The sequence below is a fragment of the Robertmurraya sp. DFI.2.37 genome, from assembly GCF_029211245.1.
Lineage (GTDB): Bacteria > Bacillota > Bacilli > Bacillales > Cytobacillaceae > Robertmurraya > Robertmurraya methanolica_A.
The window spans coordinates 1-22,765 of the sequence record NZ_JARGEJ010000024.1; the positions used below are offsets into that span (position 1 = coordinate 1).

20 protein-coding genes and 4 tRNA genes are annotated in these 22,765 nt (G+C 37.9%); 20 read left to right on the top strand and 4 right to left on the bottom strand.

All coding sequences use genetic code 11. From position 1 onward, the window contains the following. Positions 1–247: 247 nt before the first annotated feature. The 8 genes from PZE06_RS13795 to PZE06_RS13830 all read left to right on the top strand — a co-directional run bounded on the left by PZE06_RS13795 (position 248) and on the right by PZE06_RS13830 (position 6,056). Positions 248–320 (top strand) — tRNA-Phe (locus PZE06_RS13795). 10 nt (positions 321–330) lie between these two features. After that, positions 331–414 (top strand) — tRNA-Tyr (locus tag PZE06_RS13800). Positions 415–554: 140 nt separating this feature from the next. After that, a tRNA-His gene (locus PZE06_RS13805) sits at positions 555–630 on the top strand. 53 nt (positions 631–683) lie between these two features. Then, positions 684–754 (top strand) — tRNA-Gly (locus tag PZE06_RS13810). A 134-nt stretch (positions 755–888) separates the two neighbouring features. Next, positions 889–1,314, top strand: coding sequence for a DUF4395 domain-containing protein (locus tag PZE06_RS13815; RefSeq protein WP_150916271.1), 426 nt, complete (start codon positions 889–891; stop codon positions 1,312–1,314). Positions 1,315–2,303: 989 nt separating this feature from the next. Beyond that, a complete protein-coding gene (locus PZE06_RS13820; RefSeq protein ID WP_095314852.1) occupies positions 2,304–3,008 on the top strand; it encodes a response regulator transcription factor in 705 nt (234 codons plus the stop codon). Further along, positions 2,998–4,392 (top strand): HAMP domain-containing sensor histidine kinase, encoded by a 1,395-nt coding sequence (locus tag PZE06_RS13825; RefSeq protein WP_150916281.1) that lies wholly within the window; start codon positions 2,998–3,000, stop codon positions 4,390–4,392. Before PZE06_RS13820 ends, PZE06_RS13825 begins: the two co-directional genes overlap by 11 nt. A gap of 425 nt (positions 4,393–4,817) precedes the next feature. Next, entirely contained in the window at positions 4,818–6,056 is a 1,239-nt protein-coding gene (locus PZE06_RS13830; RefSeq protein WP_150916269.1) for a S1C family serine protease, read from the top strand. A gap of 223 nt (positions 6,057–6,279) precedes the next feature. Here PZE06_RS13830 and PZE06_RS13835 read toward each other — a convergent pair whose 3' ends face one another. Continuing rightward, the gene (locus tag PZE06_RS13835) at positions 6,280–6,918 is read right to left on the bottom strand and encodes a hypothetical protein (protein ID WP_150916267.1); all 639 of its coding nucleotides are present in this window, start codon (positions 6,916–6,918) and stop codon (positions 6,280–6,282) included. A gap of 334 nt (positions 6,919–7,252) precedes the next feature. Here PZE06_RS13835 and glpA point away from each other — a divergent pair, with 334 nt between their 5' ends. From glpA to glpK, 5 genes are all read left to right on the top strand, one after another. Then, positions 7,253–8,875: an anaerobic glycerol-3-phosphate dehydrogenase subunit GlpA gene (gene glpA / locus PZE06_RS13840; RefSeq protein WP_150916264.1), complete on the top strand. Its 1,623-nt coding sequence runs from the start codon at positions 7,253–7,255 to the stop codon at positions 8,873–8,875. Beyond that, complete coding sequence (locus tag PZE06_RS13845) at positions 8,868–10,010, top strand: FAD-binding protein (protein WP_150916262.1); 1,143 nt, start codon at positions 8,868–8,870, stop codon at positions 10,008–10,010. The genes glpA and PZE06_RS13845 overlap by 8 nt, the downstream gene beginning before the upstream one ends. Continuing rightward, the gene (locus PZE06_RS13850; RefSeq protein WP_150916260.1) at positions 10,003–11,238 is read left to right on the top strand and encodes an anaerobic glycerol-3-phosphate dehydrogenase subunit C; all 1,236 of its coding nucleotides are present in this window, start codon (positions 10,003–10,005) and stop codon (positions 11,236–11,238) included. Before PZE06_RS13845 ends, PZE06_RS13850 begins: the two co-directional genes overlap by 8 nt. A gap of 349 nt (positions 11,239–11,587) precedes the next feature. Next, positions 11,588–12,412 carry an MIP/aquaporin family protein gene (locus PZE06_RS13855; RefSeq protein WP_150916258.1) on the top strand — a complete coding sequence of 275 codons (825 nt, stop codon included), beginning with the start codon at positions 11,588–11,590 and terminating at the stop codon, positions 12,410–12,412. Between the two features lie 20 nt (positions 12,413–12,432). Continuing rightward, positions 12,433–13,923 (top strand): glycerol kinase GlpK, encoded by a 1,491-nt coding sequence (gene glpK, locus PZE06_RS13860; RefSeq protein ID WP_150916256.1) that lies wholly within the window; start codon positions 12,433–12,435, stop codon positions 13,921–13,923. A 139-nt stretch (positions 13,924–14,062) separates the two neighbouring features. Here the strand turns inward: glpK and PZE06_RS13865 are convergent, their stop codons facing one another. The 3 genes from PZE06_RS13865 to PZE06_RS13875 all read right to left on the bottom strand — a co-directional run bounded on the left by PZE06_RS13865 (position 14,063) and on the right by PZE06_RS13875 (position 16,651). Next, on the bottom strand, positions 14,063–15,412 hold the full coding sequence (locus PZE06_RS13865) for a hemolysin family protein (protein ID WP_150916254.1): 1,350 nt from the start codon (positions 15,410–15,412) through the stop codon (positions 14,063–14,065). Between the two features lie 65 nt (positions 15,413–15,477). After that, a complete protein-coding gene (locus PZE06_RS13870; protein ID WP_150916252.1) occupies positions 15,478–15,888 on the bottom strand; it encodes a MerR family transcriptional regulator in 411 nt (136 codons plus the stop codon). Positions 15,889–16,105: 217 nt separating this feature from the next. Next, entirely contained in the window at positions 16,106–16,651 is a 546-nt protein-coding gene (locus PZE06_RS13875) for a GNAT family N-acetyltransferase (protein WP_150916250.1), read from the bottom strand. A gap of 412 nt (positions 16,652–17,063) precedes the next feature. On the opposite strand from PZE06_RS13875, the gene PZE06_RS13880 reads away from it, so the two are divergent. From PZE06_RS13880 to PZE06_RS13910, 7 genes are all read left to right on the top strand, one after another. Next, the gene (locus PZE06_RS13880) at positions 17,064–17,294 is read left to right on the top strand and encodes a FeoA family protein (RefSeq protein ID WP_483314065.1); all 231 of its coding nucleotides are present in this window, start codon (positions 17,064–17,066) and stop codon (positions 17,292–17,294) included. Then, the gene (feoB, locus tag PZE06_RS13885; RefSeq protein ID WP_150916246.1) at positions 17,294–19,297 is read left to right on the top strand and encodes a ferrous iron transport protein B; all 2,004 of its coding nucleotides are present in this window, start codon (positions 17,294–17,296) and stop codon (positions 19,295–19,297) included. Before PZE06_RS13880 ends, feoB begins: the two co-directional genes overlap by 1 nt. Before the next feature lie 228 nt (positions 19,298–19,525). Continuing rightward, the gene (locus tag PZE06_RS13890) at positions 19,526–19,678 is read left to right on the top strand and encodes a FeoB-associated Cys-rich membrane protein (RefSeq protein ID WP_306421212.1); all 153 of its coding nucleotides are present in this window, start codon (positions 19,526–19,528) and stop codon (positions 19,676–19,678) included. 101 nt (positions 19,679–19,779) lie between these two features. Beyond that, positions 19,780–20,232, top strand: coding sequence for a helix-turn-helix transcriptional regulator (locus tag PZE06_RS13895; RefSeq protein WP_150916244.1), 453 nt, complete (start codon positions 19,780–19,782; stop codon positions 20,230–20,232). A gap of 103 nt (positions 20,233–20,335) precedes the next feature. Then, positions 20,336–21,619 (top strand): MFS transporter, encoded by a 1,284-nt coding sequence (locus tag PZE06_RS13900; protein WP_150916241.1) that lies wholly within the window; start codon positions 20,336–20,338, stop codon positions 21,617–21,619. Between the two features lie 200 nt (positions 21,620–21,819). Then, on the top strand, positions 21,820–22,032 hold the full coding sequence (locus PZE06_RS13905) for a hypothetical protein (protein WP_225310681.1): 213 nt from the start codon (positions 21,820–21,822) through the stop codon (positions 22,030–22,032). Further along, positions 22,013–22,327, top strand: coding sequence for a YbjQ family protein (locus tag PZE06_RS13910; RefSeq protein ID WP_150916239.1), 315 nt, complete (start codon positions 22,013–22,015; stop codon positions 22,325–22,327). Before PZE06_RS13905 ends, PZE06_RS13910 begins: the two co-directional genes overlap by 20 nt. Positions 22,328–22,765 lie beyond the last annotated feature (438 nt).

Below are 22,765 nucleotides of genomic sequence, written 5' to 3' on the forward strand. Positions count from 1 at the left end.
AAAGGCAGCAGCGTACTCATCGAGCAACGACTTGAATAAGCTTTCTGAGATGAGGACGAAGGACAACGGAAAGATTTGCTGTAGGAACAGAATATTATTATGGCTCAGTAGCTCAGTCGGTAGAGCACGGTGAATAAGCTACAAGAAAAGGCAGCAGCGTACTCATCGAGCAACGACTTGAATAAGCTTTCTGAGATGAGGACGAAGGACAACGGAAAGATTTGCTGTAGGAACAGAATATTATTATGGCTCAGTAGCTCAGTCGGTAGAGCAAAGGACTGAAAATCCTTGTGTCGGCGGTTCGATTCCGTCCTGAGCCATTTTTTAGTTGGAGGGGTAGCGAAGTGGCTAAACGCGGCGGACTGTAAATCCGCTCCTTCGGGTTCGGCGGTTCGAATCCGTCCCCCTCCACCAGACATTTTCACTGTAGTGAAAATTAGAGATTCTACTTTGTACGAAACGCAGTGAAGTAAAATAGCATTCATTAATAGTTTTCGTAATAGCGCTAGTATAGAGCAAAACGGGCAAAGGCATACTTTAATAATAGAATCATGGCGGTCGTGGCGAAGTGGTTAACGCATCGGATTGTGGCTCCGACACTCGTGGGTTCGATTCCCATCGATCGCCCCATTTATATTTCAAAGGTAAGACAAAAACTAATTAATAAAGATTACAATAAAAATGCGGGTGTAGTTTAATGGTAAAACCACAGCCTTCCAAGCTGTTGTCGTGGGTTCGATTCCCATCACCCGCTTCCTAAAAAGGATGTTCTAGGTTAGTGCTAGAATATCCTTTTTCTTATTTGGCACCTTCTTTTACTTCACAAATAAATCTAGATCAAGTATACTCACAATAACACACAATTCTTATGTGATAGGTGGGTTTTATATGAATAAAAAACCTAAATCAATTCCAAGACCGTTGGTGAGGTTAAATCAATGGGTTATCGTTTTCAGTGTTCTCTTAACCTGGATTACTCAGCAAGAAATTATTTTGTTGTTCCCGTTTATTTGTGGTCTTATTGGGCTTATTTTTAAAGTTAATCCGATTATCGCCGCAGGAAGGAAATTTTTAAGAAAAGCGCCTTCTGCATATATACCTGAAGATTTTGACCAACAGCAGTTTAATCAAGTAATTTCTGTCTTCTGCTTGGGGCTTGGTTATACAGGGTATATATTTGGATGGACAATTATTGCCTGGACCTTTACAACTATGGTTGCATTAGCAGCGTTTATTGCAATTCTTGGTTTTTGTATTGGATGTTATATTCGTTTTCAATGGCAACAGTATCAATATCGAAAATCAATGAGCTGACCAATGATGTAGGGGTGAACTTCCATTTTCAAAAGAAATCCGTTCGAAAGGCTGCTCTTATTATGAAACAAGAGCAGTTTGAATTCGAGCGGTTTTTTATGCATAAGGCTAAACTTTTGTAAAAAAAGTAAAATAAAGAGTGAATATTTATAGAATGCTTGTCCTTCAGGAAATTTTTAGGGAAGCGCCATTGTTTACTGGAATTTTTGCAGATGAGAATGTTTTTCTTCATAATACTGTCAGCTAACTCTGAGGAAAAATTTTAAAAAATGGATGAGCTCGCTCAAGCATCTGTTTGTGAGTTTTTAAATTTACATACTGGAATTATTTAATCATTATGTCCAATGAGGAGATTGGGTTGAATATGCGTCTTTAATACAATCTTTAAAATGGCAGAGTAAAAGGAGATCTATTTACGATTACAGTTCATACTATAAAGGAATCTTTCCAATTAATCTTATCAGATGATTCAAGGTAATATCCATTGTTCATGATAGTCAAAAACTAGAGGTTACTCCATGAGTAGCCTTCTTTTTTGGATCAATCTTGGGTGCTATCCAATAATCGGTCAATTTCAATATTCTCTAAAATAAGGTGGCTAACATCCATAGCGAGATCCTCGGTTTCCTCAAGCAGTTGATCGATGTCTGTTTTTACCATAAACAGTTCTCCTTTCTATTTATCAAATCGATATTGTTATATTCACGTTTTTTACTCTTTTAAAACTTGTTTATGTTATATAATGCAGAGTATGTTCGTGCATTTATAATAAATTTTATTTCTTAAAAAATATGTTCGATACCTTTAACTCGTTTAAAAAAATATGTACTATATGCTTCGTATTGTTAGTGAAAACTATGGGTGTTTGTATAGAAATAAAGATAAAATAGCAGAAAATATTTGCAAAAAGTTGCTAAAATAATTAAATAGTCTTATGTTAAGTTTGAAAGGAATTTGCAGTAGATTCAGTTTTTACGGGAGTGGAAAAGATGAATGTTTTAGTAATAGAGGATAATGAAAGTGTTTGTTCCATGATTGATATGTTTTTTTCGAAAGAGGGTATAAAAGGCGAATATGTCCATGACGGACTAAAAGGGTTTGAACGATATAAGGAAGGGGAGTGGGATCTTTTAATTATTGATTGGATGCTTCCGGGAATGGACGGTGTTTCAATCTGTAGAAAAATAAGAGGAGAGGGAGATTCGATCCCTATTATTATGTTGACTGCAAAAGATAGTGAATCTGACCAAGTTCTTGGATTAGAGATGGGAGCGGATGATTATGTAACAAAGCCATTTAGTCCTTTGGCATTAATGGCTAGAATTCGTGCAATTACGCGCAGAGTTCATTCGGGTCCAATGGAGAAGATAGAGAAAGGCTTATTAGTGACGAAACATTTTCAAATCAGTAAGGAAAAAAGAGAAGTTTATTTGGATGGTGAGGCAATTACAAATTTAACACCGAAAGAATTTGACCTCCTATACTACTTTGTTCAACATCCAAAGCAAGTTTTCACAAGAGAACAGCTCCTTGATCGTGTTTGGGGTTATCAATTTTATGGGGACGAGCGAACTGTTGATGTCCATATTAAGAGACTAAGGAAAAAACTAGGTACAGATCACCAACCATTTTTCCATACTGTTTGGGGAGTAGGGTATAAATTTGATGAAACGATCCAAACCAGTGAAAATTAAGTATTTATATCAACAGCTCATTAGTCATATGGGCGTTCTTTTAGTTGCCTTCCTCATCATGAGTATTGTTTTTGCCCACTATGTTGAACGATTAGTGTACCAAAATACGGTTGATGAGCTCGTTTCTTATGGAGAAAATATTCTTAATGATATTACGAGAGGATCACGCTCTGTCTCAAATATTGTGAATGAGTATAGTTTGGTTTTGAAAGGGAGAAATATAAGCTTCAGTATTTTTGATCAAGAAGGAAGCCTTCTATATCCTAGTGGGAATTTACGACTTGTAGATGAAGTTCTCGATCAGATCGCTGAAGGGAAACCTCATGTTGTAAGAAATAGAATTAAACATTCCAATCAAGAAGTTACCTTAGTGGCACTACCATATATCATGAATGACACTTTAATTGGGGTAATCCTGTTAACGGCTCCTATAAGTGGCTCAAGAGAGATGATTAGTCAAATTAATCAATACCTATTCTTCACCGCTCTCTTGGCATTTGCGCTTGCGATTTTACCAAGTTGGCTCCTTTCGAAGGTTCACGTAAATCGGATAAAACGGATTCAGGAAGCAACTTCGATGGTATCTAAAGGGGATTACTCTGTCAATCTCCCCCCATCAAATTTTGATGAAATTGGAGAGCTTGCGCAGGATTTTAACCATATGGTGAAGAAGCTGAACACCGCCGCTGAGGAAATTGAAAGCTTAGAAAACCGCAGAAGGAACTTTATGTCAGATGTTTCCCATGAATTAAGGACGCCATTAACAACGATAAGCGGTGTAATTGAAGGTTTGAAAAATGGCATGATTGCGGAAGAAGAAAAAGAAAAAGGGATCAATTTAGTTAGTCAGGAAACAAAGAGATTGATTCGTTTAGTTAACGAAAATCTTGACTACGATAAAATTAGGTCCAATCAAATTAAGTTAAAAAAAGAAGACGTACAGTTACGAGAGGTTTTTGAAATTATTCAGGAGCAGCTTACGTTACAAGCTGCCGAGAAAAATAATCAGATTGAGATTAAAGTAGAGGAAGATGTTCGAATTCTTGCTGATTATGATCGGCTCATTCAAATTCTAATTAACATTACGAAAAATAGCATACAATTTACCGAAAATGGCCATATTTGCTTAAAAGGAAGAATGGAAAATAATCATACTGTGATCGAAATAGAAGATACGGGAATCGGTATCGATACGATGGAAATTGAAAAAATCTGGCATCGATTTTATAAAGCAGAAATTTCTCGAACCAATAATCCATACGGAGAATTTGGTTTAGGGCTCTCAATTGTAAAGCAGCTAATCCATCTTCATCATGGCTCCGTTGAAGTATTTAGTGAAAAAGGAAAAGGTACAAAATTTGTTATAAAAATTCCTTACAGATGAGTCCACTTCATAATTGCCTACTTCAAGTTAAAAAACGAATGTCCTTTTGACTTTTACATTATTTTAAGGAGTAAATGCGGACATAAATGATTATAAAACGTTATATTGTTCGTTTTTTAATTAGCGATGGTACATTATGCAATCGATTCAAATAAGCAATATAAAATTATTAATATGGAGTAAATCGTTTTGAGCATTCGGTGCGATATCGCGACGAGTGCTTTTTGCATTCCTCTATTGGCATTAGTGGACTCAAAGCAAATCAGAAGTTTATCCGACACATTTAGAAGGATTATGTATCAAAAGAGAAAAAGGACTAGATTTTTCTCGATTTATTCAGTTCTTCTTAAAAGTTTCGTCACTATTTGTTCATAATTACGGGATAAAATTTGCTTAAAGAGCTTGAGAGGTAGGAGGAATTGAAGATGGATGATTTGAACAAGAATGAGATCCAAGTAGTGGAGCAATCGGCTGCTCCTAAAGATAAAAAACCGAAGTCAAAACTAAAAGGTTTTCTCAGTATGGTAGCTGCGGGAGCAGTTGGTTCAGTTTTAACGATGACAGTTATACCGCAAACTGACTTTTTTCATGATTACTATCAGCCAGTTGCAGAAGGAAGTGAAAATGTTGCAGGTGCTGCGACACAAGGAAATGAAGTAAATATCATGCCGACATCTACAAACAATTCATCGGCTTCAGTTGCAGATATTGTTGACCAAACGGCATCTGCGATTGTAGGAATTATAAACAGACAACAGCAGAACAATCCTTTTTCGAGAACATCAGAGGTGGTGGAAAGCGGTTCTGGTTCGGGTGTGATTTTTAAGAAAACAGATGATGTTGCCTACATTGTGACGAACAACCATGTAATTGAAGGGGCATCAGAAATCGAAGTTTCGCTTCATAATGGTGAGAAAGTGACAGCTCAATTAATTGGTGCGGATGCACTCACCGATTTAGCTGTCTTGAAAATTGATGCAAAGTACGCAGATAATGTACTTTCATTTGGAGATTCTTCTACTTTAAGAGCAGGCGACCAAGTGCTAGCGATCGGTAATCCTCTTGGATTGGAATTTTCAAGAACAGTCACACAGGGAATTGTTAGTGCTGTAGATCGAAATATCGCCGTTTCAACTTCTGCTGGAGAATGGGAGTTAAATGTTATCCAAACAGATGCAGCTATTAACCCAGGCAATAGCGGGGGAGCTCTTATTAATTCACAAGGACAAGTAATTGGCATAAATAGTTTAAAAATATCTGAAAGTGGAGTTGAGGGATTGGGATTTGCGATTCCAAGCAATGATGTCGTTCCAATTGTAAATGAAATCATTGAATCAGGAAAAATTAGCCGCCCGTATATGGGAGTTAGTCTTGCCAGCTTAAATGAAATTCCTCCAGCTTATTACCAAAATCTCCCTGATGATGTGACCGGGGGTGTAATGGTGACATACGTGGACCCCAATTCGGCAGCTGCTGAAGCTGGTATTAAGGCACAGGATATCATAGTTTCAATTAATGAACAGAAAGTGGAAACTGCCAGTGAATTAAGAAAATATTTGTATACAGAGGCGAAAATTGGCGATGAGGTAAAACTGGAGATTTACAGAGAAGGGAAGCTAATCAAGGAAAAAATAACCTTGTCGAACAATATTCAAGCAAGTTGATGTACCAATAATAGATCTTTCGGAAAAAATGAAAGATCTTTCATATAAAATGGAGAGGCTAAGTTGAAAGAGCAGCTGGTTACCACCTTTCGACTTGCCTCTTTTTTATTAATAAGGAACGCTTTTAGCTGTCCCCTGTTCTGTACAGCTTTTGCAAAAAGATTGCTTTGATGCAGAAGCAATAGGGAGACTATTAAACATACTGTTGGCAATAAATAAGGTACTATGAATCACGACTCTCTTGTTTAAGCGTTTTTTTTACATCTTTTTTAAATTGCTGGAGTTCTTGCTGAAGTTCTTCTTTGCTTATATCAAGTGTTTCCATCACATCATGAAATGATTTTTTTTCTTTCTTGTAAGCAATGATTTCTTCTAGTGGTTTTTCACTAAGCTTAGCGAGGGCTGCTGCTCCAATTAAAAAACGCAAATGAAATCCATCTTTGATATATTTATCGATTTCCTCGTCTGTTTTATTGGCGTATTCCGCTAAGTATTTCTGCACCTCTTTTTCATTATTTTTAACGAAGGTTTCCCACTTCCGCATAGCGTCAATACGTTTAAATTCTTCCATATCAATTCCGAGCTGTTGAGCTGTTTTTTCCCAAGATTTCGTTTTATTGTATGAGTCAAGAACTTCATCGATGTTCTTGTCCGTTTTTTTACTTAATATGGCTGCCATGAAGATATCTTGTTTTGAATATCCCTGTTTCTTTAATTGTTCCGCCTTTTCATGCTCAATTAACTTATGATGATGTCCATGTTTATGGTCGAACTTATCAGGGGATGCATGAACAAGAGTAGATGATAGGCTACATGTTAAAGCAACAATAAGAAGTGCTGTTATTATTGTTATTTTTTTCATTAAACATTCTCTCCTTTATTTAAAGATAAATGAACCACGAAGTATATGGTAACCAAAATATGTAAAAAATATGAGAACTATTTTGTTTTTGTCAAAAAGGGAAAATCTAATTCTCGTTAGTGTTCCCTTTCACAATATTGCCATGAAATCAATCGTATCATTGCTAAATCTTATAGTATTCTTATAGTGAAAATATAATAGTTGGCTGGAGAATTGGAGAAGCCGCAAAAAACTGTCTGGGTGAAGTCTGTCTACCCATCAGGTTTTTTGCGGTTTCTTTTTTAATCGGGAACATATTACGCTGGCCTTATTAAATCAATAGGGAGGAAATGGCATGAGAAAAAAGATAGAAACACAAGTGATTGTAATTGGCGGCGGTGTAACAGGAGCGGGCGTACTTCGGGACCTGGCAGTCCGTGGAATTAAAGCAATCCTGGTCGAACAGCGTGATCTTGGTCATGGAACTTCCTCAAGAAATCACGGGCTCCTCCATTCAGGTGGCAGATATGCAGTTAGAGATGAAGAAGCGGCGATTGAAAGTTATCGGGAGAATATCATCCTAAAAAAGACAGTTCCTGGTTCGATCGAGCAAACGGGCGGCTTATTTGTGAAAGTACCAGAAGATGATGATGAATATGTGCAAAAATGGGTATCTGCCTGTGAAAAGGTTGGCATTCCCGTCAAGAATATCCCTCTTGAACAAGCGTTTCAGGATGAACCGTATTTAAGTAAAAAGATACAAGCTGTTTATTCAGTTCCAGATGGTTCAGTGGATTGTTTTACGCTAGTTGTTGATGTTGTAGCAGATGCAGTGGCAAGAGGAGCTAGGGCATTAACTTATCATGAAGTGATTGAAATAATGCGTGAAACAAACGGAGTGACTGGAGTAGTCGTCCGCAATCGTTATACTGGTGAAGAAATCGAAGTTCGTGGGGAGATTGTGATTAATGCTGCGGGACCATGGGGGGCTAACATGGCCGAAATGGCAGGAATATCCTTGCATTTAATCAACAATAAAGGGATGCTTGCTGTTCTTAATCATCGCTTTAACAGGCAAGTAATCAATCGTTTAAGGATGCCTGGTGATGCAGATATTTTTGTTCCGGCCCATAATGTAACGATCTTTGGAACAACAGGTGTTAATGTCAATGATCCGAACGATTTTAGCTTAGAGCGTCAAGAATTGGAAATGATGCTAGAGGAAGGGGTAGCGTTGGTTCCAGATTTGTTGAACATGCGTCTTATTCGAGCGTTTAGTGGTAGCAGACCCCTTTATCAAGAAACAACAGTTGCTGATACAAGTGGCCGCTCAGTTACGAGAGGAATCGCTTTGATAGATCATAAACAAAGGGATGGTGTCGATGGTTTTATTACCATTACTGGTGGAAAGCTGACAACCTTCCGCTATATGGCGGAAAAAACAGTCGATATTGTTTGTGAAAAAATGAATATTGCTGCTCGTTGTACGACAGATGAGGAGATCGTTCCTCACCGAGATGCACAAAGTTTTTTTAAAGAGGTTGATATGGCTCCCGCTGCGAAGCATAAATTATTTCATTGGGCAGGAACAAAAGCAGCAAAGATTGAGCGATCATTAAAACAACGTCCAATTGATCGGACTGTTATTTGTGAATGTGAACAAGTGACATGGGCTGAAATTGAATCGACGTTGACCGCTGATAGTCCCTTTAATTTAGGAGATATTCGCAGAAGAACACGTTTAGGAATGGGACCTTGTCAAGGAACATTTTGCAGTTACCGGGCGGCAGCGGTAGCGGTGGAAAAAAATGCAGCCACTTCGGAACAAGCAGCCTGGGCATTAAACGATGCACTCAATGAACGTAAAAAGGGAATGACCGTTGTCGCGACAGGTGAGACGGCCAAACAAGCACTGTTAATGGAGACGATTTACAACGTTTCATTACGTCTAAAGGAGGGGGCAGATCAACATGTATGATGAAATTATTGTAGGACAGGGGTTAACTGGCCTATTAACGGCCATTTGGAGTCGAGAAGAAGGAAAAAAAGTTGCTTTAGTGTCTACCGGTTTGGGCAAGATTTTTCAGTCAGCAGGCGTATTCGATATACTTCCAGGGGAAGATGGTAAATTTGCAGATTTAATGACGAAATATAAGTTGGATACACACTCACGTTTAACGATAAGTGAGGCTGCGAAAAAGTACTTTCAGTTAACAGAACGAATTGGTTACCCCTATCAAGGAGGTATAGAGACACCTATAACAATAATTACCGGATCGGGTCATCTTAAGGAAACGGCATTCTATCCAGATACGATTAAACCGATTCCTGAGCAGGGTCATGTGGTTATCGTTGGTTTTGAAGAGGTAGTGGATTTTCTTCCAAAGTATGTGAAAGGGAATTTACAAAAAAGCCGGCCAAGTTTACATGTAGATACGATGACAGTATCACTTGGAAAAGGTTCTTCAAGAACAATGTCACAACTTGATGCAGCATATTTATTGGATCAGGAAAAAGTGTGCCAGCATGTTCTTGATCAAATCAAGATAAAAATGGCGGATAAAAAAATAGCAAAGGCGGAGCTATTTATTTTTCCGGCCGCATTAGGGTTTAATAATTGGCGGAAAGTATTGGAACAAGCAACGATCCAATTGCAGGCTGCGATAACGGAAGCACCGGGAATGCCGCCCAATGCGACAGCAATTCGCTTGCATGATAAATTAAAAAAAGAAGCCATAAAGCTTGGGGTAAGATTTTATGAAAACACGACCATCATCGGTGCAAAAGTCAAGGATAGTAAAGTTCAATCAGTGATCACAAAAGCGAATTTAGAAATAAAATCAGAGAGTTATGTGATTGCAACCGGTGGGATATTAGGTGGTGGAATAGAGAAAACAGCTACGGGCTATAAAGACAAAGTATTGGGAATTGACCTTGATCAACATGGCCGCTACACGAACTGTCCAGAAAATGTATGGTTAGTTGGGGCCAGTAACGGAATGAACGTGACACAATATGGAATAACTGGCGGTGTCTATTCCATTTTATCATGCTATGAAACGTATACAGCACGTAAACAGCGTATGAAGTTAGGAGGGCTCCAACATGCATAATTATAATTTGCTAGACCGTTCATTTGATGCCTGCCTCAAGTGCCATGCTTGTACGGCAACTTGTCCTGTTTCAAGTGTTTCCCTTGAGTTTGGGGGACCAAAGCATTTGGGACCAGAATTAAAAAGACTAACTGATAATCAACAAGTCATTGATGACAAGCGAATTGAATTATGCACCCTTTGTGGGAATTGCGATATATCCTGTCCGGAGAATGTCCATGTTTCTACTCTAACGGCATATGCGAAGGCGATTCATGCAGATATTGAAGGAACAAAGCTTCGCGATCATGTTTTAAGCAATGCTGAATTAGTTGGTGTGGCTGCATCAGCTTTTGCCCCCATTACCAATGTGGCGATGACAATGAAGCCTGTTCGTCAAGTGATGCAAATGGTGCTGGGCATTCCTGCTGAACGAAAGTTTCCACAGTATCGTTTTAACAATTTTAAACGTAAATATAAAAAAACAACTTCAGAGACAAAGAGAAAGGTAGCTTACTTTGTTGGTTGCTATGCAACCTATAATGCTCCTGAAGTGGCAGATTCATTTGTTGAAGTCATGAAACATAACGGAATTGAAGTGGCGGTACCAAAACAGAAATGTTGCGGTGTACCAATGTTTGCAAACGGTAAGATGGAGCAAGGACTTAAGAATGCCAATTATAATATTGAAAGTTTATTAGAGTACACAAGGCAAGGTTATGATATTGTTTTAACTTGCACGAGCTGCACCTTTGCTTTTAAAAAGGAGTATGTGAATTATTTACAATCGGCAGATGCACAAGAGCTAGCAAAGCATGTCTATGATGCTGACGAGTATTTGCGCATGCTTAAAGAAGCCGGTGAATTTAATTCAAACCTTGCACCAATGAGTGACAGGGCGGGTTATTATGCTCCTTGTCATATGAAGGGTCAGGGGATTGGCAATCCAGCTATGGATATTCTTGGACTTATTCCTGGCTATGAAATTCAAGATGTAGCAGCCGGCTGCTGTGGCCAATGCGGCACTTTTGGATTTAAAGAAGAGAAATACGATATTTCTATGAAAATAGGAAAGTCAATGTCTGAAGCAATTGCTGATGCAGATGCTGATTATACAGTAACAGAATGCGGCATGTGCAGAAATCAATTAGAACAACTTACGACAAAAAATGTCAAACATCCAATGCAAGTTCTCGCGCAATCCTATGCAAAGAATCTCGAAGAAAGCGCAATTGCTTCTTCAAAATAACAGTGTAAAGAGTTTGGAAAAGGGTCAAATCCTCTTATTTATTCGAGGGTTTGCCTCTTTTTTTAAATCTCAAAAAGAATGAAAAAAGCAATGATTTAAATAAAACAGATAAACAAGTTGTTTATCTTCCTTGTTGAAAAATTGTCACATTATAGCGTTAAATTACTAATAGGAATTGTTGACAACGCTTTCAGACATTCTTTATACTTTAGTTACAAGTTAATGCAATTGTGACGGAGATAAGGAGACTCACACAGCCCCTATTTTATGATAGGATGTACTGGTGTGGCTCCTTTTTTTCTTCGTCGAAGTAAACCGATTACAATTTGATAGATGAGGAGAGGAAAAGATGACACAATTTGTTGGAGAGATTGTTGGTACCATGATTTTAATTGCATTTGGTGCCGGAATTGGGGCTGGTTCTTCTTTAGAAAAGTCCTATTCAAAAAATGCAGGATGGATAGTAACAACACTAGCATGGGGACTTGCTGTAACAATGGGTGTGTTTGCTGTTGGTTCTGTTAGTGGGGCCCATTTAAACCCTGCTGTGACGGTTAGTTTAGCTATAACCGGAGATTTTCCATGGGCGGATGTCCCTAGTTATATCATTGCTCAATTTATTGGAGCAATATTAGGGGCAACTCTAGTATTTTTACACTACTTGCCGCATTGGAAAGAAACAAAGGACCAAGGTACAAAATTAGGGGTATTTGCAACTTCACCAGCAATTCCGCATACTTTTTCAAATTTGTTAAGTGAGATTATTGGTACTTTTATGCTTGTGCTTGGGTTATTATTTATAGGAGCAAATAATTTTACTGAAGGATTAAATCCACTAGTTGTCGGCTTACTCATCGTTGTAATCGGAATGTCTTTAGGCGGATCAACAGGTTATGCAATTAATCCTGCCCGTGATCTTGGTCCAAGAATTGCTCACGCAATCCTCCCGATACCTGGGAAAGGTGATTCAAACTGGAAATACTCATGGATTCCAGTAGTTGGTCCACTTTTAGGTGGTAGCATAGGAGCCGTGTTTTATCAAGCGGTTTTCTTAGGAAAAATCACTTCTGCTTTATGGATTGTACTAGCGATTACCGCAGTTATTCTAATCATTGCTTATTTTGCAAGCAAAAAACAATCTAATGTTGTTAATGAAACGAATCAAGTAGCTTAAATCAAATGGGGGAATTGACAATGGAAAAATTTATCTTATCTTTAGATCAAGGAACTACAAGCTCTCGGGCAATATTGTTTAATAAAAAGGGAGAAATCCATTATACTGCACAAAAGGAGTTTACACAGCATTTTCCGAGTCCAGGTTGGGTAGAGCATGATGCGAAGGAAATTTGGAGTTCTATTTTATCGGTAATTGCTGGAGCTCTTTCCGAGTCCAATGTTAAGCCGGAACAGATCGCAGGGATCGGAATCACGAATCAACGTGAAACAACGGTTGTATGGGATAAAGAAACAGGAATACCAATTTATAATGCAATTGTTTGGCAATCAAGACAAACGAGCGACATTTGTGAAGACTTAAAAGAAAAAGGGTATGTTGATTTATTCCGTAATAAAACTGGGTTGCTAATTGACGCTTATTTTTCCGGAACGAAGGTAAAATGGATTCTAGATCATGTAGAAGGTGCACGTGAGCGGGCAGAGCGCGGAGAACTTTTATTTGGTACGATTGATACATGGTTAATTTGGAAGTTATCAGGTGGCAGAGCACATGTTACTGATTATTCGAATGCATCGAGAACGCTCATGTATAATATTCATGAGTTAAAGTGGGATGAGGAGTTATTAGAAATCCTTGATGTTCCGAAAGCAATGCTTCCGGAAGTGCGCCCATCCTCTGAAGTTTACGGTTATACCATTGATTATCATTTCTTTGGAAAAGAGGTGCCGATCGCCGGAGCGGCAGGAGATCAGCAAGCTGCTTTATTTGGTCAGGCATGTTTTGAAACAGGAATGGCAAAGAATACTTATGGAACAGGCTGCTTCATGCTAATGAATACAGGAGAAAAGGCGGTTAAATCTGAACATGGCCTTTTAACAACGATTGCTTGGGGACTAAATGGAAAAGTTGAATACGCTTTGGAAGGAAGTATTTTTGTTGCTGGTTCAGCGATTCAATGGCTGCGTGATGGTTTGAGAATGTTAAAGAATGCTAAGGATAGTGAGGAGTACGCAACAAAGGTTGCCTCAACGGACGGTGTATACGTGGTACCGGCATTTGTGGGCTTAGGAACTCCTTACTGGGACAGCGATGTTCGAGGAGCGGTATTCGGTTTAACTCGTGGAACGTCGAAAGAGCATTTTGTAAGAGCGACATTAGAATCGCTCGCTTATCAAACGAAGGATGTATTGTCAGCAATGGAAGCAGACTCAGGAATTGTCTTGAAAAAGTTTCGTGTTGATGGCGGAGCGGTAAAAAATAATTTCTTAATGGATTTCCAAAGTGACTTGTTGAATGTTTCAGTTGAGAGACCTATTGTCAATGAAACTACTGCTCTTGGAGCAGCTTATTTGGCAGGGCTAGCTGTTGGTTATTGGGAAAGTCAAGAAGAAATTGCCAAGCAATGGGCAGTAGATCGAAAGTTTGAACCAACGATGGAAGAGGAAAATCGCGCAGAGCTATATGATGGATGGAAAAAGGCAGTAAAAGCAGCAATGGTTTTTAAATAAGAGTTAGATGGCCCTGTCAAAAAGTCGGTTACTACGGCTTTTTGACAGGGCTTTTTTATAAGAAAAGAAAAAGCCATTTCTAGCTATGCTAAAAATGGCTTTTCCCCATCAACAAATCCTCAGCCTTAACTCTATGAATCTATGAGACGATGGAGGAATTGGTTAAGGGAAATTGTTCGATATTCCCCTGTTCTTCTATTTTTCGTGTGACTTCAATATATTTGATGTGATGGTCTTCCATTTCTATGATTTTAAAGGAATAGGACTCAATCTCAATCGTGTCACCTTCTTGGGCTTCATAATTTTCTGTTAAGATCCAGCCCCCAATGGTATCGACATCTTCATCATTAATATTAAGGTTAAACAATTCATTCACTTCACTTACGAGAACTTTGGAATCAAGGATGTAATGGTCATCAGTAATCTTACGCACTTCAGATACTTCATCCATATCGAATTCGTCGCGAATTTCTCCGACAATTTCTTCGATGATATCTTCTACCGTAACAAGACCTGATGTTCCCCCATATTCGTCCATTAGAATGGCCATGTGGATCCGCTCTTTTTGCATTTTAATTAATAAATCTCCGATAGGAACCGTATCAATCACGCGGATGATCGGGCGAATATAAGATTCCAATGTTTGTGAAGCTATTTCAGGGTGATTTAATAAATCAGTCATGATTTCTTTTAAGTTCACTAATCCAATAATATGGTCTTTATCGCCATCAATGATAGGGTAGCGCGTAAACTTTTCTATATACATGACTTCCAAGAACGTTTTTATCGTATCATCTTTTGATAATGATACAATTTCGGTTCGGGGAACCATAATTTCTTTGGCAATACGATCGTCAAATTCAAAAATTTTATTTACATACTTAAACTCAGATTGGTTAATCTCACCACTTTTATAACTTTGAGACAGAATTAGTCTTAGTTCTTCCTCAGAATGCGCCTCTTCGCTCTCCTTAGCAGGTTTTAATCCAAACCAACCGACAATGATTCGAGCTGCACCGTTTAAAGTCCAAATAAATGGATAGAACAAGCGGTAAAACCAAATAAGTGGTCTCGCCACAACTAACGTGACTTTTTCGGCTTTACGGATCGCTACGGTTTTTGGAGCAAGCTCACCAACCACTACATGGAGAAACGTAATAAACAAGAAAGCTATCGCGATAGAAACAGCGTGGGATAGAGTTGAAGGAATATTGAACTCCAAAAATAGTGGAGTGAGCATTTTAGCAATGGTAGGTTCTCCTAACCAACCAATTCCTAAAGCTGTAACGGTAATCCCAAGCTGACAAGCCGATAAGTATTCATCAAGATGAGTGATGACTTTTTTGGCAGCGACTGCACTTTTGCTCCCTTCGTCAATTAACTGTTCTACTCTTGAGCTCCTTATCCTAATGATCGCAAATTCTGAAGCGACAAAAAATGCCGTTAAAGCAATCAAAATGGCTAATAAAACCAAGTTAAATATGTCCAAATAAATTTCCTTATCTCGTCACAAACGAGTAAGGAGTCACCTCCCAATAAATTCAAAAATATAGTCTAGCCTGTTAATTCGGAAAGGGACTTTAATAACACTTCTCCTTCTGTATTGAGTAACTTGGAGTAATTCTCTGCTTGGCCAGCTTCAAGATTTTCGATCAATGGTATGAGAACGTTTAAATCGATCTGAAGCTGTTTCATTTGTTGGGTGACAGAAAGAATATGTTTTTTTAGTTCCCCTTCTTGCACTTCTTTTATTTTTTTAATCTCTAGTTTTCTCTTAATCTCTTCAAGTGGAATATGAAGACCTTTGCATTCTTCAATAAATCTTAAATCCTCTAAAGCTTGTTCTGTGTAAATTCGATAATTGGATTTTGAGCGTTGAGCTTTCAAGAGTCCAATACTTGTATAATAATCGATCGTTCTTTTTGATACATTTGCTAAACTTGCTAGTTCGCCAATGCGATACAATGCCCCATCATATCACCTCAATCTATTTCTATAATATATGATTATAAATGATGCAAAACCATACAGTCAAACGTTGTGGTTGCCCAAAAATAAGTTACCTTTAGTTTATTATAAATTGGAAGGAATATGAATAATTCTTTTATGATTTGTTTGAAAATACAAAAAAATCTGTTAAAAAATAACAGAGTAAGAGAACAAGTAACAATTTGAAAAAGCATTATTTACTAATCCACTCTCTTGCAAGCATGCTGTACATTCGTAAATGGTGAAAGTGGCCATTTAAGTTTTCACCGTCTCGAACGAAACCTTCATACGTAAAACCAAGTCTTTCTGGAATCGCGCGGCTTTTTAAATTCTTTTCACCACAGCGGATTTCTATTCGATTTAGCCCTAATTCAAAGAAACTATAATTTAGAACAGCGTGAACAGAGCGTGTCATAATCCCTTTTCCTCCTGCATCTTCTGCCAAAAAGTAGCCGATAGATGTTTGACGATTATACCAGTCAATATATTGTGAGCCGATATTTCCTACTAACCGACCTTTGTATCGAATCCCAAGGCTAAATCCATTATGGTCACTTAATTGCATGAGCCAGAAGGAGATAAGCCCTTGGGTTTGTATAGGAGATAAAATTTCATTAACCCATGGGAGCCACCTTTTTAAGAATGTTCTATTTTGATCAATTAGGTGAAAAAACTCCTCTGCATGTTGGAGTTGAAGCAATTGCAGTTCAATTTCATTGTCCACTTTCATTGTAAACATACTTTCCCTCCTTTTGTATGACTATCATATGCGGCGTTTTGAAAAAGAAAAATCTTTGAACGGAAAAAAGTTCAAGAAATTTACATATTAACTTAATCAATAAGTTTTATAGGTATGTGGTGAAGGTTTAAATACTTTTGTTTCGTCATAAAGATGTTGTTTTTTGACTCACTTTCTCTCTGATTCTATGGAGCGCTGTGAGCTCAGGGAATCAGAACCCTTTTTTGGCGAACTAAAAGGCGTGAGAAGTCAAGATTTCACACGAAATGAGCCAACGAAATTCGTTAGCTCAACAATATGGTTTTTTAAGGTTATTTTTTTACGTGCTAGCGCTGTGATTTTTCACACTGTTGAAACAGATAAATCATGCTATAACGAAAGAGAATCATTCTCAATTAATCGAAGTTAGGTGATGAAAATGCTAGCAAGCCTGAAAATAGGCAAACGTGTAAAAATTATTGATACGTCGGGAACAGATCGTTTAGTTCGAAGACGTTTACTCGACCTAGGAATTACAGAAGGATCGGAAGTTTGTATTAAATGTAAAATGCCTTTTGGTGGACCATTTATGCTTGAATCTTGTGGACAATGCGTTGGTATTCGGCGACGCGAAGCACAAACAATAAAGGTGGAAGAATTATAATGGATATTGCATTATTAGGTAACCCGAACACAGGAAAAACCTCAATGTTTAATAATCTGACTGGTTCCTATGAGTACGTGGGAAATTGGAGCGGGGTAACTGTTGAGAAAAAAGTTGGCCTTTTAAAAAAAGGGACAGCCTCTCTTATCGATTTGCCCGGTGTGTATTCATTGAATCCGCTTTCGAAAGATGAGGGGGTTGTAACCCATTTTTTGCTCCACGATTCTTTTGATCGAATGCTCAATATTGTAGACGCTTCCCAATTAGAACGAAATTTACATTTAACAATTCAACTTCTTGAGTTTGGTCGACCTTTAATTATTGCCCTTAATATGGTGGATGTTGCGTCTAAACGAGGAATTGAAATTGATGTCGAAAAGTTAGCTTCACAATTAGGAACGAGTGTCGTACCTGTTATTGCCAGAACTGGCAGAGGCTGTGACGAGCTTACTGAATTTGTTACGACGATTGAATCACCATCGATTACTAGCTTTACAGTATCGTATGGGGAAGAAATGGAACGAGCAATCGAGAGATTAGCACGAATGCTTGAAGGAAAGGTGAACCATTCTGTGAGATGGTTGACTCTTCAATTATTAGAAGGAAATCATTATGTGAAAGCATATTTACAAAGCTTTATCGGCAAGGAAGAATTAGAAGTCTTTATACATGATACTTCAAAAGCAGTCCTTTCTAATGTTGAAGAAAAAACAATTGACCACTTTATTTATCGCAAAAGACAAGCAGCGATCGGAGCGCTGTTAAGAAACTCGACGTATACGGAGCAAGAAAATAAACAGCCGTTATCAGAAAAAATCGATGCAGTTATAACAAACAAATGGTTAGGACTCCCTATTTTCTTTGTTGTAATGTATTTTTTATTCATGCTAACTTTTGATTGGCTTGGATTTCCGCTTTCCGACATGTTAGATGGGATTATATCAGGACCGATTACGAATGGACTAGAGAGCTTTTTATCCTTGATAGGTGCATCTTCGTTTATTCATGCTCTGGTGCTTGATGGCGTTGTTGCTGGAGTAGGGGGAGTTCTTGTTTTCGTGCCACAAATATTCATCCTCTTCTTTTTTATTTCGTTATTAGAGGATTCTGGCTATATGGCTCGTGTTGCTTTAGTAATGGATCGGTTAATGGAACATGTTGGAATGAATGGAAAAGCTTTTATTCCAATGATGATTGGTTTTGGGTGCAATGTTCCAGGTGTTATGGCCGCAAGAACGATCGAAACTCCTAGAGAGCGAATGCTTACAGTATTGCTCACACCATTGATGTCCTGTTCAGCTCGTTTACCAGTTTACGCTTTATTTGTCGGTGCTTTTTTTGTCTCCCACAAAGCATTGATCGTACTATCACTTTATATTCTTGGGATTGTTGTAGCACTCATTTTAGCTAAAGTATTTTCAACGACTATTTTAAAAGGTGAAACTTCATTTTTTGTGATTGAACTTCCGCCATATCGAATTCCCCAAGGAAAGGCACTCTGGAAGAGCACATGGGAAAAAGGGAAGGGATTTGTTAAGAAAGCAGGTACCTTTATATTTGCTGGATCGGTTCTCATTTGGCTACTGTCTTATGCAGGGCCACAAGGTTTGAACGTGGAGATGGACGATAGCTTTTTGGCTATGATTGGCGGCTTATTTGCTCCGCTGTTGGCACCATTAGGGTTTGGAACATGGCAAGCAGGAGCTTCACTATTAACAGGCTTTTTAGCAAAGGAAGCAATTATATCAACGATGAATATTATATATTTTGTACCAGATGAGGCAAGCTTACAAGGGCTCCTAATCAATAGTTTTTCACCTGTTGCAGCATACAGCTTTATGGTATTTATTCTTCTTTATATTCCTTGCTTAGCAACTGTTGCGACAATAAAAAAAGAAACCGGCTCTTATAAATGGACAGGTTTTTCAATGGGGTATGCGTTGCTAATCGCCTATTTACTTTCATTTCTTATTTACCAAATAGGCACTCTATTAGGTTTTTAGACAAGAAGGATTGCTCATTTATTCACTAGGCTTAGTTAACCGGAATTGTTGAAAAACAATTTTTGGTATTTTTGAGTAAAACCTGGGAGCTTCGCACATCTTTCAGTATCCTGAAAAATCAGAGAGAAAAAGAGTTAAAAATCAACACTGACATATTTTAAAAAGCAAATCACTTAAATGGAAGTTTTCATGAGATTTATTCAATCGATATGGGAAGGCGGAACAATAATGGTAAACTTCATTATTGGCGGATTTATTTTTGGATATGCGTTCTGGGCGCTTTGGAAATTTATTAATAGAGCGAAGCGAGGGAAATGTGCAAGCTGTGAGCTCAAAGAGACTTGTTCAAGTGAATCATGCTGCGAAGGTACTAATAAATAGTAAATTATCAGTAGTTTTCCTTGAATAGTTCGTCTTTCATCTTTATAATATATGTATAAAGTGTAAATTTACACCAATTATACATGAGGGAATGACAATAGGTGACACGTGAAGAAATCATTTTAAAAGTATCTGAGAAATTAAGGCTTATTCGCACAGAGGCAGGATATACCCAAGATAAAATGGCAGAAATTATCGGTGTCTCGAAAAAAACATTAGTGCAAATTGAAAAGGGAAGAGTGTATGCCAATTGGCCAACGGTTGTGACGATTTCCGCCCTTTTCAGAGAAACTGAAACTGTTCAATACTTGTTTGGCAACGAACCCCTTGAAGTATTAGAGACGGTTGCGCGCGATGGAATCGATTATCGCAAGGAAAAAACATTAGGAGGTAAAATTTGGTGGAGAGAGGTTGCCAAAAAAAATGGTTTCATCCTCCAGCAAAATATTCTTAGCCAACATTATCGAATTCTCGATGACGAGTATTTTCGCATTTTCAGCAGCATGGATGAAGAGGCATCTTTAGAAAGATTTAATGAATTGGCGAAGGAATAATCTTTCAGTCTCAAGGCTGAGAATGAAACCATCAACAGGCTCTTAAGAGCGTGAAAACTCTCCCGTAGTATAGAGATATAAATATTACGAATGGGAGAAAAAAATGAAAAAATTTAAAGAGATCTTTCAAAATCGAAACTACTTACGATTGTTTTTGGCACATTTCACTTCACAGCTTGGAAGCACAATTGGATTAACGGCATTTATGTTTTATTTATTGGATCGATTTTCCGATCAGCCTGCTTATGCGTCCATAACGGAACTTATGTATTCGTTGCCTACATTAGCTGTCTTCTTTATTGTCGGGGTTTTAGCTGATCGCATGGATCGACAAAAAATTGCTTATTATTGTGATTGGATCAGCGCTCTTTTATCGCTAACATTGATGGTTACCATTTATCTAGGTTGGATGCCGCTTATTTTTGCTGTGCTATTTCTGCGAAGTGCTGTCCAGAAGTTCTTCTATCCAGCAGAACATGGAATGGTGCAAGGGATTCTTAAAAAAGATGATTATACAACAGCTGCCGGGTTAAATCAGCTTGTGATGAGTCTTTTTATGTTATTTGGCAATGGTTTCGGAATTTTTGCCTACTGGACTGTTGGGGTTTATGGGGCTCTAGTTATTGATGTGTTATCATTTTTAATCAGCGCATTGTTAATCCGGGCTTGTAAAATAGACGATATTGTCAAAATGCCTAACGGAAAGCATCGAATCAAGGATTTAAGTAGAAAGATGATGCTGGATGATTTCAAATCGGGTTTCTTTTATATTTTGAAGAATAAGCTTTTAAGAACACTATTAATCGGTTTCTTTGTCTTTGGTGTTGTAAATGGTGGTTTTTCCGTTATGCCTGTCTTCATGCTTAAATATAAACTTGCGCCTGAGTTATATGAACAATTTTCGATCATCATTGGGGTTGTCTTCGGTACAGGCATCATAATTGGGAGTTTTATTGCTTCGGTTCTGAGTCAAAGAATAAAGCTCTATCAGCTAATTATTTATGGATTAATTGTTACAGGTGGCTTCGTTATCTGTTCCTCTGTTCCCAATAATCTTATCTGGTTTATGGTCATTATTTTTATTTCATCTATAGGCTTACCTCTTATCAATATTGGTATTGGAGGTTGGATGCCAAGCATTGTTGATCCGAAAATGATGGGAAGGGTGCAAGGGTTGATTACGCCGCTGATGATGTTATCCCAGTCGTTAACTTTAGGTTTTATCACCATCACCTTTCCAAAGCTGTTATCGATTGAAGCTTTATATTGGCTAGTTGGAAGTTGTCTTATCATCGTGGGTATTTTTTATTTATGCACTCTTCCGAAATATTCAAGTGAGCATGAGCAAAGCAGTATGATTTCTGAGGCAAAGGAAACTGGTTCTTAAAAAAATCCTAGTATAGGATTTTTTTTTTGAAATTTGAACCCATTCTTTCATCACGATCGTATGTAATGTTGGAGATGAAAAAAACTTTTTAACGATACAAAGCATCGCGTAGGGGTGCAGCGTATTTACGGCATTTTTCACACTCCAATCCAGTCATGATTGGAGTGTGAAAAGAGCCTTTCTCAAGGAAAGCTAAGGGAATGATGAAAATGGGTAGGCTTAAGCAATTATTATTATTGATTACGGTCGTCGGGCAGTTTCTTGGAATCGTTATGCTTTTTTTTAATGTAGCAGCCGCTGTCCTTATTTTTATTTTGCAAGGAGTAGCGATCTTGGCCATCTTTATCGTATTAATTGTCGAAAGAATAAAAGAGAAAGAGGAGGACGATGAAAATGATTATCGTAACTACTGATTTTGTACCAGGAAAAGAAGTAAAGGAACTTAAAGGGTTTGTACGTGGCAATACGATTCAATCGAAGCATATTGGAAAAGATATTTTGGCTGGATTAAAAACAATCGTTGGTGGAGAAATTGGTGAGTATACACAAATGATGGATGAGGCCCGTCAAAAAGCAATTGGGCGTATGGTTGAAGATGCAAAGGAAAAGGGTGCAAATGCCATCATTGCTATGAGGTTAGAGAGCTCAACTGTGATGCAAAATGCCTCTGAGATTATTGCATATGGAACAGCTGTTTACGTTGAATAGGCTAGTGATTTTTTAGAAAAATGAGAATTGACTTTTAATATTTGAGATGTTAAGCTAACAAAGTGGAAAAAATATGAAAAGGCAGGAGGTTACGAAAATGATGACAATGAGTGAACGACAAATATTAACTAAATACAACTATAACGTAACCACCCTTAACATTTGAACCTTTAACTATTATTTTTAAAATTAAAAGGCACTGGTCTACGTTTTCCTGTAGCGTGTGCACTTATATGAGAAAAGGCATGTCTCACTAGATCGATATGCCTTTTTTTTGATCCATTAACCTAATAAAAATGGTCGGAGTTATCAGGGCATCATTTTTTTCATTCTCAAAACACGGAACAATGATGTTCAAGAGAATTTTCGATAGTGAACGAGGAAATTCTTTTCTATAAATTTAAAAGGGCTTTGTTAAACAATGTTGATGATGGTATC